Origin of the sequence: Tenuifilum thalassicum (assembly GCF_013265555.1) — a bacterium.
GTDB classification, from domain to species: Bacteria; Bacteroidota; Bacteroidia; order Bacteroidales; family Tenuifilaceae; genus Tenuifilum; species Tenuifilum thalassicum.
In genome coordinates, this window is sequence record NZ_CP041345.1 from 1,836,665 (window position 1) to 1,850,318 (window position 13,654).

Sequence of the window (13,654 nt, forward strand, 5' to 3'; positions counted from 1 at the left end):
ATGGAAAACATTACCATTCGCGATTTTACTCCAAACGATTTTGAAGAGTTGAATGAGGTTTGGCAGCTAACTGACTTAGGCAATTCAAAACGTGGAGATAACCTCGAAATAATTATGCAAAGCATTAAAATGGGAGGTAAACTCCTAGTAGCTGTAACCCAAGAAAACAGGGTTATTGGAACAAGTTGGATGACATTCGATGGACGAAGGATTCATCTTCATCATGTTGGTGTGCATCCACAATATCAAGGAAAAGGAATAGGGAAAAGGCTAACAATTGAATCACTGATATATGTTAAAGAAAAAGGTTACCAGGTTAAGCTCGAAGTACATAAAAATAATACCCGAGCGATTAACCTGTACAAACAATTTGGCTTTCAATATTTAGGCGACTACGATGTTTATATTATTAGAGACCTACAAAGCATAAACACATAACTATTGAATACTTAATCCAATAATTCTATAAAAAAAGGGCCCCTAGTCAATAAGGTGGCCTTTTATTAAATTATCAAGTTTTACTTGCTAACAGGGTTGTTCATTAAAAGCACTTGACTATCGCTAAGATTTAGCACCTTGCGTAATTTGTCCTTTTCCATGTATACTCTAGGTCGAGTTTTAAGCCCAACACCAGCACAGAAAAGGTTAATATTTTGTGAAACAATTGCTGCATCCATTGCGGCTAGTTGCATTTTTTGTGAAGCATTGCCCTGTTTAAAACGCGATGTATCGGAAACCATAACAAGAAACAGAGCTGCATTATCAAAATATTTCTGAGCTCCAGCTACAGCTGAACGAAAATCACCTTCATTCACCAGCATTAGGGCGTGCTCCTTGGGTTTATAAACATAAGCACCCTCTTTATTGATAAGATAAACATCAACATCTTGGGTGTTCATTGCAGAAGGAGCTGTTTTTTTACCTATTTCTGGTCGGTTAATACCAACTGCAGCCCACAATAAATCGGCTACATCTTGCAAATCTATGTTTGCACTACTAAACTCCCTTGCCGAAGCCCTTAAGGCAAAAGCTTCCATAATAGTTTTACCCCTCGCTTTGTTAGGCTGTGGTAACTTGACAATTGTTCCTGGTTGAGAAAATCCCAACATACCTGTTAAAAGCGCAACCAATGTAAATGTTCTTTTCATAGCAACCTTATTTATCTATATATTCTTTCTTTATTCAAAGCCCGGCGGTAAGCATTTGCATTCCTATTGTGCTCAGATAATGTTTTGGAAAATACATGACGTCCCGAAAAATCGGGAGATGCACAAAAATACAGATAGCTATGTTTCTTGGCATTAAGCACAGCATCAATGGCTGTAATAGAAGGTATACGAATTGGACCAGGAGGTAACCCTCTGTTTTTGTAGGTATTGTAAGGTGAATCCACTTCTAAATGACGATTAAGTACTCTTCGAATTGAAAAATCGCCAATAGCAAACTTAATGGTTGGGTCTGCTTGTAGCGGAATGCGTTTACGCAACCTATTCAAGTAAACCCCAGCTACAGTTGGCATCTCTGATTTCACATTTGTTTCCTCCTCAACAATAGAGGCAAGGATTGATACTTCAATTGGTGTTAGTCCAATTCTTTCTGCTTTTTGTTTGCGCTTATCGTTCCAAAAACGATTATACTCTTTAAACATTCTCTTAACAAACCCTAAAGCACTTGTATTCCAGTAAAACTCGTAGGTGTTTGGGATAAACATTGCCATAAAATTTTCTGGAGTAAAGCCACGATTATAAGCAACAGAATCGGAGGTAAAACACCTAAGGAGGGATACGGAATCTGCCTCGATTTGTCTTGAAATCCGGCCTGCAAGGTCATTAAAAGTTCTTAAACTAGTAAAAATAACTCTTACGGGTTTCTGATGGCCAATCCTAAGCATGCGAACTAATTGAACATTGTTCATACCTGGTTTAATGGCGTAACATCCTGGCTTAACTGCATCAGGATAAGAAAAGTGTTTTGCCACCTTATCGAACCGTTCAATGCTTTTAATTGCTTTACTGCTTTTTAATGTATCAAGCACATCCTTATATTCTGCACCAGAAGGGATATAAACTAATACCTCTTTTTCATTTATCGTGTTGTTAGTCCGAAAAACGACTAAGTGTCTTATTACCAGAACAGAAACAACAATCAGAGCTAACACGCCCATTAAAACCCAAAACTTCTTTAATTTCAAGTTCATTCTTTTGAGTGTTTTAATACGAATATATAAAAAGCATCGGACCTATCAAAGCCCGATGCTTTTAAACAAACATATTTTTCTATTTTAAAAGGGAAACGGCATTGCGTATTCTATCGATAGCCTCCTTTAACTTATCGTCGGAAGTAGCGTAGGACAGCCTGATGCAATTAGGAGAGCCAAAAGCAGAACCAGGCACTACAGCAACATGAGCCTGGTTTAAAAAGTACATGGCTAAATCTATTGCTGTATTGATGGTTTCACCATTGAACTGTTTTCCAAACAACTCTGACACATCAGGAAAAATATAAAAGGCACCATCGGGCTTATTTAGCTTGAAACCAGGTATTGAAGAGAACCCCTCATACATTAAATCACGCCTACGTTGAAATGCTTTGCGCATTTGCTGTGTATACTCTCCATCGGAGTTTAAAGCGGCAATAGCAGCACGCTGGGCAATGCTGCAAACGCCTGATGTTTGCTGTCCCTGAAGTTTCTCACAGGCATTAGCAATCCATTTTGGTGAAGCAGAAAAGCCAATGCGCCATCCCGTCATGGCATACCCTTTTGAAACGCCATTAATAATTACCACACGGTCGTGAATAGACTCAAACTGAGCAATGCTTTGGTGCTTACCAACAAAGTTAATATGCTCATATATTTCATCGGAGACAACAATAATATTTGGATGCTTCTCAACTATCTCTGCAATGGCTTTTAACTCATCGTAAGAATAAATGCTACCTGTAGGGTTTGAGGGTGAGCAAAGAAGCAAAGCCCTGGTTTTTGGTGTAATTGCGTTTTGAAGCTGCTCTGGAGTTATTTTGTAATTATTTTCTAGGGTAGTATTAACCACAACACTTTTACCCTCTGCAAGCTTAACAAGCTCTACATAGCTTACCCAGTATGGTGCAGGTACAATTACCTCGTCGCCTTTATCAACAATACTCATCAATACATTTGATAGGCTATGTTTAGCCCCCCCAGAGACTACAATCTGGTCAGGCTTATAATCTAAATCATTCTCGCGCTTAAGCTTGTTACATATGGCTTCAAGGAGCTCCTTATAACCAGCCACAGGGGTATAAAATGAATAATTTTCATCGATTGCTTTTTTGGCTGCCTCCTTAACAAAGTCGGGCGTAAAAAAATCGGGCTCACCAACGCTTAAGCTAATAATATCAACACCTTGGGCAGCCAACTCGCGCGATTTCTTACTCATCGCTATGGTTTGCGATTCCTCAAGTGATGCTATACGTGACGAAACTTTTTCCATTTTTTCAAGATTTAGAGAACTATCAGACTTTTTTGCTAATTTTAAAAAATCAAAATTACAGTAATTTATCATACTTGATAACTGAATCTGCTTAAAAACAATAAAAAATATGTTTGCTGAAATCCTTAAAATAACCATTCCTGCATTAATGGTCTTTCTTGCAGGATATCTTGCACTAAGAATCCTGATTAAGAACGAGACTCAACGTCAAAAATCGGAGTTGATGTTTAATACCATAAAAATTACACTTCCTATGCGATTGCAAGCATACGAACGCTTGATCCTTTTCTTGGAACGAATATCGCCCGAATCAATTTTAGTAAGAGTAAACAAAAAAGGGATGTTAGCCAGCGACTTCCAAAATTCCCTTTTAGGTAACATTAGAGCAGAATGGGAGCATAACCTCTCACAACAGCTCTATGTAAGTAAAGAAGCTTGGGAACTAGTAAAAAATGCGAAAGAAAATATTATCAGCCTGATTAACATTAGCAGCGAAAAGGTAGCTCCAAACGATAGCAGTTTTGAACTAAGCAGAAAGATACTCGAAACATTTTCGGAACTGGATGCTAACCCAACAACAATAGCAATAGATTTCCTAAAAAAGGAGGTTAAAAATATCTTAGATTAAGGTTTACTTGATTCATTAACTGCAAATGAAAAACCTGCATTGTTATTTGTTGGCGCTGTGCTAAAGTTTGATTTCAACTCATCGGGGGCATTGTCAACAACAAATGCCATCCCTGCCCACTTCAGCATATCCAAATCGTTATAATCATTGCCAATTGCCAACACTTCGGTTTGTAAAATGCCACACTCATTTTCGCAAAGCCATGCTAAGCCATTTGATTTTGAAACTCCCATTGGGAAAATTTCCATCCAAATAGATTCCCCATCAAGCGGCGACGTTGCCCTTATAACTTGAACATTTGGACCAAGCTGCTTGGCAATTCTATTAAACAGGGCAATATTGTTTGGTAGTACAGATAGTATTTGCGATGCAGGTCCAGGATATGGCAACCCTACTGCGAACGGTTGAGAGAATGCCTTATACAAACTTATTCTATTGTCGAAATCAGCGTTTGGATTTCCGGTTTTATGGAAATGGAAACAGTGGTTAAGCGGAATTGGTTCATGAATCATGAAATCGACATTAAGTTCTAATAAAACCCGAACAACCTGGTTTACATCCTTTTCCGAAAGCTCATTTGTATGTATAATTGATTTATCACTCCACCGCATTACCCCAGCTCCCGAAGAGAAAACAAGGAAATCAATTGGGAAATTATCGTCTAAAACAGTTGAAGCCGAATAAGGTGACCTACCAGTAGCAATGACCCGAACAACCCCTTTTCTTCCCAATTCTTCAAGCATCATAATATCTCGCTTATTAAAAGATAAATCGGAACGAAGAAGCGTACCATCAAGATCTGTTGCTACCAATTTTATCATTACTACTTTAATCTTTCTGCAAAGATACTTGATATCCGACAAATATTGTATTAACGTAACACGTTATAAACCTAAATTATAGAAGAACTATAAATCCGTACTTATTGAAACGATTATATCATTTCTGTTCTGTTAGAATGAATCTATAAATCAACAATAAAAACATCTCCTTATAGAACCATAACAAAGAAAAAACGTATACTATTAAAGTGTATTTTGTATGTTTTTAACATTAAAAAACAACATTATCATTTTAATCTTTAGCTAAATTTTGGTATATTTAAGGTGTAAAAATTTTTAAAAAACCCTGTAATTATGACGAAGACAATCACATTTAATGAACTCAGGAGGGTTAAAGATAGCCTTCCTGATGGTAGCATGCAGGTAATTGCGGACAGGTTGAACGTTAATGTTGAAACTGTCCGCAATTATTTTGGTGGGACAAACTATAAGGAAGGTGGAGCCGTAGGGTTCCATTTGGAGCCAGGACCTGATGGTGGAATTGTTATACTTGATGATACTACTATTTTAGAAATCGCATATGAGATTATAGAGAAATCAAAAGAAATGGCCTAACAAATATCAATTTCTAACGTAAAAGCAGGAAATTATTCCTGCTTTTTTATTTTTTTGCATTTTAAACCTTATTAAACTCATGGAGGAATTACTAAACCAAATACATGCTGTTGAGCAAAAGCATATATCTAGAATTATTGATCACCTATCTAAGCTATATGAAAATGTGTCGCTTCCTTCGCACGATTTAAATCATCACATCCGTGTTTGGTTACATTGCAGAGGGCTACTAATAGAACTTCACAAGGCAGGGCTGGAAATCACTTCTCAAACAATTGAAAACTCCTTAATTTCTAGCCTATTTCATGATACTGGTTTAACACGTACCTTAGACGAAAAACACGGTGCTGAAGGCGCAAAGCTGTGCGATAAGTATTTATCCATCAACAAAGATATTAGCGATAGCTGCAAGGAAGAAATTCTAAATGCAATTACGCTGCACGATGATAAATCGGTTAAGAATCGCTCTGTCAAATCGCCTTATGAAATGCTAAACCTTGAGCTGCTGGTTTCAACTGCCGATGATCTTGATGCTTTAGGATATATAGGAGTTTTTAGATATATTGAGATCTACCTCAAGAGAGGAATCCCAATGGAAGAGATGCCACGTAAAGTAATAGTCAATTTACGGAATAGGTTCACCAACTTTTTAAACGCATACTCATCACTTGCCAAATATTCAATTCGTCAAAAAAAGCGATATAAAGATACGATGGACTTTTTCACTAAACTTGATGGTGAAATTTCACAAGACAAAAAATCACCAGACAGTGCATATGCAGTAGTTCAAATCTTAAACGAGCAACTCATAGAGCAATCAAAATCAATTGAAACAACTATTGATTTTGCGCAAGATTCGTTAACGGCTAGCTACCCGCTTACTTTTTTCAAATGCTTACAAGGAGAACTTGAGGTAACAAAGGCACTTTTATATTAAAAAGCAATCAATTACTTCACAAAAAAATCAAGTATTAGCCTTTCACCCAGATAGGCTTGTAACCTATCGCCAACTTTAACTGGCCCAACGCCACTTGGGGTACCCGTAAAAAGCAGATCGCCTGTTCTAAAGGTAACAAATTTCGAAACGTGTTCAATTAGCTCATCGTAACCATATATCATATCAGCAGTATTGCCATGTTGAACCATCTCGCCATTCTTTTTAAGATAAAAATCCAAGCTGTTTAAATCGCCTAAATCCTCTTTGGGAATAAAGGGTCCAATAGGGGCTGAATAATCAAAAGCCTTAGCCATCTCCCAAGGCAATCCTTTTTGTTTACACTCCTGTTGCAAATCGCGGGCTGTAAAATCGATACCCAAGGTTATAGCATCGTAATATCTGTGAGCAAATTTTTTATTAATGCTTCGGCCCAATCTGTTTATTCTTAAAACAACCTCTAGCTCGTAGTGCAGGTCGTTTGTAAAATCGGGATAAAAGAATGGTTGATTATTACGTAGCAAACAGTTGTCGGGCTTAATAAAAAAAACTGGTTTTTCAGGAACCTCATTATTCAACTCTTTTGCATGTTCCCTATAATTTCGACCTATACAAATAATCTTCATCTTAAATCAATTTTTTCTACCCTAAACATTCAAATGTAGCTAAAAGAGTTGGATTATCAGTTTTTGCAGTAACTAAAAATGGTTTTACCTTTGCAAGTCTAAACAAACGCAAATGACAGAAACAGATTCCATATTATCACGAAAAAAAATTCTTTTTATTATCAATCCCATATCTGGAACAAGGGGAAAGGAAAATATTTTACACTTAATAAACACAAACGTTGATCTGGATATTTTTGAGCCAGAAATACTCTTTACTAGAAAAAAAGGCGATGCAATTCAAATAATAAAAGAAAAGCGAGAAGAGGGATTTAAATATTTTGTTGCGGTTGGTGGGGATGGAACAGTTAACGAGGTAGGCAGTGCAGTTGTTGACACCGACTGCGTGATGGGCATCATTCCCTTAGGTTCTGGTAATGGTTTAGCCAGGCACTTAAAAATACCCATTGATGTAGAAAAGTCTATAAGAATAATTAACCAGCTAAAGGTTGACAAGATTGATTATGGACTTGTAAATGGACAACCATTTTTTTGCACCTGCGGAGTAGGTTTCGATGCGCACATAGGCTACAGGTTTGCCAAGCAAGAAGGAAGAGGTTTTTTTAATTACGTAAAGGTTGCCTTGCAAGATTTCATAAACTACAAGCCTAAGAAATACAAGCTAAAGATTGATGGTGGCGAAAAGTTTAAGGTAAAAGCTTTTCTGATAACCTGCGCCAACGCCTCCCAATATGGCAATAATGCATACATTGCCCCAAATGCAGATATGAAGGATGGTTTACTTGATTTAGCAATTATGTCGCCCATAAATATCCTACAAGCCCCAGCAGTTGGAGCCATGCTTTTCACAAAAACGATTGATAAGAGTACTGTTCTCCGAACAGGAAAAGCGTCGAAAGTAGTTATAAAGCGAAAACGCGAGGACGTTGTTCACTATGATGGTGAGCCTACAATAATGGGGCAAAAAATCAAAATAAAAATAGTAAAGCAGGGGCTTAATATTATTGTTCCTTAACGGCCTTCCACATCAAGAAGTCGTGTTTTCTTCCTCAATGTGCGAAGAACAATATATACAACACCAGTAACAATAAAAGCCACAAACCAATATTTTCCCCATGTGCTAAGTTCAAAAGGCTTCCCCCCATTAGTAATCACATCATGAAGATATTGAAACACGAAGAAAAGCAACACAAGTTTAAAAAGACCTATCGATTCACGTTTTATAACATTCCTTACTGAAAAGAAAAGACCTGGTGACCGCCATCTGAACTTTCTTGGGATAAACGTAGGTACACTATTAGCCCAGTTAAGATATTCCTCACCAAACTTGCCACGTAAAAAGGCTTCTTCGGCATACATTATGCGTTCATAGTAAAGCCAAAAGAACATTAGAAAGAACACATTAAACCAAATGCTTTGTGTCAGCAACGACAGCCCAAACCACATGAAAAAATTTCCAAGATAAAGTGGATGCCTTACAAGTGAATACATTCCGGTTTTGTTAACCGTGTCGGCTACTTGGGTTTGTGTGTTTCGACCAGAAGTATTTTTGGGAGTGTACCCAATAGTTATAACCCTAATAGCTAATCCTATTAAGCTAACAATAAAACAACCCAAAAAGTAGGATGTGCTAAAACTATAAGAATCAACAAGATGCAGATAAACATAATATCCAAGACCAGCAAAAATAAGCAAAACAGGGAGATAGCTGCGATATCTGAATAAGAAATCCCCTTGACGTCGGAATGTTTCAAAAAGTGCCATATTAAATTGCCTTTAAATTCGGCTTTAAATATAGCACTAGCTAACCAATGTTAAAAATTATTCTTGCTTTAATTTAAGATAAAGTGCAGTCAAAACCTTTTTGGTATATAAGGGGAAGTCGCCATTCATCATCCAGGAGTAGTAGCTTGGCTCTTTCTTAAAGACTTCTAGAACCGGTTTTCCTTTGTGCTTGCCAAAATTGAAAACCTCAACACCTTTCTCGTTTAGAATAATACGACCAGCAAAATCAACATTTCTATTAAATGAGCTAAACTCTGACAGGGAATCTATATCGTTTTTCAGTTCGGGATACCGTTCAACTTGAGCACAAAGTATTTCGTATGTTGCAAGGGTATCGGCCTCAGCGCTGTGGGCATTTACGAGTTCCTTATCAAGATAAAATTTATAGGCAGCAGCCAGGGTTCGCTTTTCCATTTTATGAAAAATGGTTTGAACATCAACAAACTTGCGTTTTTTAAGGTCAACATCAACCCCAGCACGCAAAAACTCCTCGGCAAGTAAAGGTAAATCAAAGCGATTGGAGTTGAATCCAGCAAAATCGCAACCCTCTATGTAATTAGCAAGCGATTTGGCTATCTCCTTAAATGTTGGGGCATCTTTCACATCCTCATCGGTTATGCCATGCACTGCTGTAGCTTCGGGGGGAATGGGTATTCCAGGGTTTATCAATCGCACCTTAGACTCTCTATCGCCATTTGGAAAAATCTTAAGGGTTGCAATTTCAACTATACGATCCTTGGCAACATCAATCCCAGTGGTTTCAAGGTCAAAAACGATTAACGGATTTTTAATGTTCAAACTCATTGTTTACAGAATAAAATATTTGAAAAATAAATTTCCCCGGGCGTAATGTCCGGGGAAGTCATTGCTTTTATTAGGCGCCAACCATCATTGGCATCAGAAGCATCAATACATCCTCATCGGGATTTTCGTTCTCATGGGGGAATAGCAGCCCAGCACGAGATGGGTCGGACATGGAAAGAACCACATTGGTAGATGAAAGATTGGCAAGAATTTCAACTAAGAAAGCCGATTTAAACCCGATTTCCATTTCATCACCTTGGTAATCGCAGGTTAACTTTTCGTAAGCTGAAACGGAGAAGTCGATATCTTGGGCAGATACTTCGCACTGGTTAGAAGTTAAACCTAATTTAATAAGGTTGCTTGCAGCATTTGAGTAAATGGAAACACGACGAACAGAGTTGTAAAACTCTACCCTGTCGATAATCATCTTGTTAGGATTATCGTTTGGAATAACGGCACTATAATTTGGGTATTCGCCCTCAACTAGGCGGCAAACTAATGTATAACCGCTCATTACAAAACGAGCATTCTTTTTGTCGAATTCCACATTTACAGCACCAGCCTCTTTAACCAAGATTGATTTTAATAGGTTTGCAGGCTTTTTAGGCAGTATAAATGATGCAAAGTTATCTATTTCAACATCTTTTCTACGGTAACGAACCAGCTTATGGGAATCGGAAGCGACAAAAGTAATGCCTTCTTCGGTAAGTTCAACAAAAATTCCATTCATAACTGGCCGCATCTCATCCTCGGCAGTTGCAAAAATGGTTTTAGTAATACCGTTAAGCAGAATGTCGGCCGAAACTTTAATGCCAGTAGTAGACTCAGGGCTAAGCTCTGCCTGTTTTGGGAAATCATCGGCTGGTTGGCCAACAATATTATACTGACCATTTTCGGTATGAATAACAATCGACTGCGAACCAGTATCAATATCAAATGTTAAGGGCTGTTCAGAAAATTCTTTGAGGGTGTCGATAAGAATTTTGAAAGGTATCGCGATTGAACCCTCACCCGATGCGTTATCAAGAGTGAGCTTTGTTTTCAGGGTCGATTCTAGGTCGGAGGCAGTGATTTCCAACTCATTACCTTCCAAGTTAAAAAGAAAGTTGTCAAGAATTGGTAAGGTATTCTTGCTGCTAATTACCCTGCCCACCACCGATAAGTGGCTTAATAGCATGGTGCTAGATACAACAAATTTCATATCGCTTTATTTTAAGTTTTGTTTTCCTTTAATTTCAATACAAAATAGTAACTACACTCTGAATATCAATTTTTTAAAATTGACAAAAAGGACTTCAATATTACAAAAAAATACTTATAAACGCTAACCTAATTCCGATTATTAACAATCAAATCATCTATGTGGCTCAAAATAAAATGAAAGTGATAATAAGTTCCTAAAAGTATTCGATTATCGGAAGTACTTATCAGAATATGGTTAGGGTCGTAGCTAAGCGCCTCCCCTAAAAGATTTTTGTAGGCATCACCTGTAATTTTGTATAAATGAAATGTGTATGTTTTCCCACCAGCAAAATCAAGAGTAATGGTTTCGAGCAAATTATCAGGTTTTATTGATTTTAAGAGCGAATCGGCTGGAACACGAAGTTTCAGGTTTTCCCATGAGTTATATATGCGGCTCACACGTGCTAAATCAAAGCTATCAACCTCCTGCCCCTTGTAATTAGTAATCAGGATATCTTTATCTGTAAATCTAATCTTATAGCTTTTTGAAACATCAGGGAAGGTTACATTAATGGTCTCAATAGCATCAATTGGTTCTATAAAAAGACGATTCGACACCCAATAGTTAGGATTTACGGCAAAGTAATCCATTAAATCGTCTTGGGCATAAGCAGATTCTATGTAATAGGGCTTATAGCCACCAACCTTAAGGGCAACAGGTTTGTAGTTAAATTCAGGTATTGAAGCAACATAAAAGCTTTGAAGTAACCACCCGCCTTTATATGCATTTAGCTTAACTGAACTAAGAGGAATTACTTCTTCTATTTTTTTATCGACCTTTAATGTTGCAGGAGAAATAACGTTGAGGGAACCCAAAACATCAAAAAAGTATTGAACGGCTTTTTCATCGGCTAAATGCCGTTTATTCAATAGCCAGTAACTTTCATTTTTTTCTAAAAATAATGAATCGGTACCTTTGATTAGCTCAACACGTGAAACTTTGTTCACCTCAACCTTGAAGCTATCGTCTTTACCTGTAAACCATAGGTAAAAGATATAAGCAGATACTACAAGAACAACAAATAGGATGAATGATAAGACTCTATTTTTTGACATGGCCGAATGTGTATTTTTTTCTTCGAACAAAAAACCAGCCCATACCCAAAAGTAATAGCACAAGTGATGGTGCAACAGTATTGATAACCTGCCATTTTAAACGTTCAGCAACAGCCTTTTTCCTATTGAGCAAACGGAGCTTAACATTTCGACTCTTTAGCTGTAGTAAACCATCATCATCGCATAGATACTTAACCATATTCACAACAAGTTCCTTGTTCCCAAAGGTTTGGTTAGTAAACCTATCGTAACCTAACGGGATTACATATGCTCCATTAGGTCGACGTTGAATATCGTTACGAATAATATCGGCATCGGCTACAACAATCATCTTAGTAGGTTTGCTCTGCTCAACAAAATCGATATTTCGACCTGGCAAAATGGTTTTTAAAGGCCGATTTTTAAAGTTAGAAGTAAATTCACCCTGAAGCTCTGCTACAACAGGAATATAAGAGTTTCTAAACTCATAACGAGCAATACCTTCGCTAATCTGCTGTAAACTTATAAGAGCAGGAACACGAATAACCTTGGATTCGGCTGATGTATATAGCAGGAAACTTTTTTTCACCTTAGGATTCATGCCAACGGTATCGATTGGGCTAATAAATTTCGCCTCAATTAAGTTTAAGCCTTTTGTTATAGGATGATTATCGGGAGGAACGAGTAACGGATAGTATAGCCAAGGTGCAGGAACGAACTTGGGCTTTTGTCCTGCTAATGCTGTATTTACAGGAATAACGGCACATTGTAAATCCTGAACTAGCATCGGATTTAATCGAACGCCATACCTAAACAGCATATCATCTAAATTGAGCTGGTTAACAAAAGCAAGAGTTGTTGCACCTGCCGCCAATGAATCGATGCTAACTTTTACAGGGTCTATAAACCACAATGTCCGTCCACCATTCATTATGTACTGGTCAATAATAAGTTTATCGGCTTCGGGGATTGGCTCTTTCGGACCAGCAATAATTACAGCCTTATAAGGTTTAAGAGCATCAGGATCGCCATTGATTACAACTCGGTCAACCTCAAAAAATTGTGCCAATTCTCGTTCGATATCGCCTGTTTCAAATTCATCTAGCTCGTCATGCCCCTGTATAAATGCAATTCGTTGTTTTTCGCTAGTAGTAACTTGTGCTATAGCATCAATAATGGCATACTCAAAATTTTGAATTGAAAGATTGATGTTCTCGTCACCCGATAGGTTGGGATTGTTTTTCAAAAGATTAACGGCCATCTCTTTACCCCTATAGACCAGAATGCATCCTGGAAAGATGATACGTTGTATCATTGCTCCCTCTTTATCTCTTACATGAACATTGGTTGGGTTCAAACCTTTATCGGAAAGCTGTTTAAAAACCTTATCGGTAGCCTTATCGTTAGCAAGTTCATAGGGGTTAACAAACTCATACTTGATTTTTTTGCCTGCAATTACCTTAAACTCATTCAAGGTTTCGGCTAAAGCCTTACGCATACGCACAAAGCCAGTTGGTAGTTCCCCATCAAGATAAACACGAATTACAACAATATCATCAAGTCCTTTAAGAATCTGTTTAGTAACTGGTTGTATGGTATAACGCTTATCCTCAGTTAGGTCGATGCGGAAATATAAGAATGATGAAACAATATTAAACAAAACAAGAACTAAAACAACTGTTACAAGACTTTTAAAACTTCGATACCTGTTACTTACTGTAAACGACATGGCC

At 37.5% G+C, this 13,654-nt stretch carries 15 protein-coding genes; 5 read left to right on the forward strand and 10 right to left on the reverse strand.

Annotated features, from left to right (window positions below):
• Positions 1-438 carry a GNAT family N-acetyltransferase gene (locus tag FHG85_RS07765; protein WP_173074629.1) on the forward strand — a complete coding sequence of 146 codons (438 nt, stop codon included), beginning with the start codon at positions 1-3 and terminating at the stop codon, positions 436-438.
• A gap of 80 nt (positions 439-518) precedes the next feature.
• On the opposite strand, the gene FHG85_RS07770 is transcribed toward FHG85_RS07765, so the two are convergent.
• The 3 genes from FHG85_RS07770 to FHG85_RS07780 form a co-directional block, all read right to left on the reverse strand.
• Positions 519-1,148, reverse strand: coding sequence for a SagB/ThcOx family dehydrogenase (locus FHG85_RS07770; RefSeq protein ID WP_173074632.1), 630 nt, complete (start codon positions 1,146-1,148; stop codon positions 519-521).
• A gap of 11 nt (positions 1,149-1,159) precedes the next feature.
• Positions 1,160-2,197: an endolytic transglycosylase MltG gene (mltG, locus tag FHG85_RS07775; protein ID WP_173074634.1), complete on the reverse strand. Its 1,038-nt coding sequence runs from the start codon at positions 2,195-2,197 to the stop codon at positions 1,160-1,162.
• A 79-nt stretch (positions 2,198-2,276) separates the two neighbouring features.
• On the reverse strand, positions 2,277-3,470 hold the full coding sequence (locus FHG85_RS07780; RefSeq protein ID WP_173074636.1) for a pyridoxal phosphate-dependent aminotransferase: 1,194 nt from the start codon (positions 3,468-3,470) through the stop codon (positions 2,277-2,279).
• Between the two features lie 109 nt (positions 3,471-3,579).
• Between FHG85_RS07780 and FHG85_RS07785 the strand changes: the two genes are divergently transcribed.
• Entirely contained in the window at positions 3,580-4,098 is a 519-nt protein-coding gene (locus FHG85_RS07785; RefSeq protein WP_173074638.1) for a DUF7935 family protein, read from the forward strand.
• On the opposite strand, the gene FHG85_RS07790 is transcribed toward FHG85_RS07785, so the two are convergent.
• A complete protein-coding gene (locus FHG85_RS07790; protein ID WP_173074640.1) occupies positions 4,095-4,919 on the reverse strand; it encodes an HAD family hydrolase in 825 nt (274 codons plus the stop codon). The genes FHG85_RS07785 and FHG85_RS07790 overlap by 4 nt on opposite strands.
• A gap of 315 nt (positions 4,920-5,234) precedes the next feature.
• Here FHG85_RS07790 and FHG85_RS07795 point away from each other — a divergent pair, with 315 nt between their 5' ends.
• Both FHG85_RS07795 and FHG85_RS07800 read left to right on the forward strand, forming a co-directional pair.
• The gene (locus FHG85_RS07795) at positions 5,235-5,495 is read left to right on the forward strand and encodes a DNA-binding protein (protein WP_173074642.1); all 261 of its coding nucleotides are present in this window, start codon (positions 5,235-5,237) and stop codon (positions 5,493-5,495) included.
• A 79-nt stretch (positions 5,496-5,574) separates the two neighbouring features.
• Positions 5,575-6,432 carry an HD domain-containing protein gene (locus tag FHG85_RS07800; protein ID WP_173074644.1) on the forward strand — a complete coding sequence of 286 codons (858 nt, stop codon included), beginning with the start codon at positions 5,575-5,577 and terminating at the stop codon, positions 6,430-6,432.
• 11 nt (positions 6,433-6,443) lie between these two features.
• Here FHG85_RS07800 and FHG85_RS07805 read toward each other — a convergent pair whose 3' ends face one another.
• On the reverse strand, positions 6,444-7,055 hold the full coding sequence (locus tag FHG85_RS07805; RefSeq protein ID WP_173074646.1) for a fumarylacetoacetate hydrolase family protein: 612 nt from the start codon (positions 7,053-7,055) through the stop codon (positions 6,444-6,446).
• 112 nt (positions 7,056-7,167) lie between these two features.
• Between FHG85_RS07805 and FHG85_RS07810 the strand changes: the two genes are divergently transcribed.
• A complete protein-coding gene (locus FHG85_RS07810) occupies positions 7,168-8,070 on the forward strand; it encodes a diacylglycerol/lipid kinase family protein (RefSeq protein WP_173074648.1) in 903 nt (300 codons plus the stop codon).
• On the opposite strand, the gene FHG85_RS07815 is transcribed toward FHG85_RS07810, so the two are convergent.
• From FHG85_RS07815 to gldG, 5 genes are all read right to left on the reverse strand, one after another.
• Positions 8,067-8,819, reverse strand: a complete 753-nt coding sequence (locus FHG85_RS07815) for a methyltransferase (RefSeq protein ID WP_173074650.1) — start codon at positions 8,817-8,819, stop codon at positions 8,067-8,069. The two genes, FHG85_RS07810 and FHG85_RS07815, sit on opposite strands and share 4 nt — an antisense overlap.
• A 57-nt stretch (positions 8,820-8,876) precedes the next feature.
• Positions 8,877-9,644, reverse strand: a complete 768-nt coding sequence (locus FHG85_RS07820; RefSeq protein ID WP_173074652.1) for a 3'-5' exonuclease — start codon at positions 9,642-9,644, stop codon at positions 8,877-8,879.
• Between the two features lie 70 nt (positions 9,645-9,714).
• Positions 9,715-10,845, reverse strand: coding sequence for a DNA polymerase III subunit beta (gene dnaN, locus FHG85_RS07825; RefSeq protein WP_173074655.1), 1,131 nt, complete (start codon positions 10,843-10,845; stop codon positions 9,715-9,717).
• Between the two features lie 128 nt (positions 10,846-10,973).
• Complete coding sequence (locus tag FHG85_RS07830) at positions 10,974-11,942, reverse strand: hypothetical protein (RefSeq protein ID WP_173074658.1); 969 nt, start codon at positions 11,940-11,942, stop codon at positions 10,974-10,976.
• A complete protein-coding gene (gene gldG, locus FHG85_RS07835) occupies positions 11,929-13,650 on the reverse strand; it encodes a gliding motility-associated ABC transporter substrate-binding protein GldG (protein ID WP_173074661.1) in 1,722 nt (573 codons plus the stop codon). Before gldG ends, FHG85_RS07830 begins: the two co-directional genes overlap by 14 nt.
• Positions 13,651-13,654 lie beyond the last annotated feature (4 nt).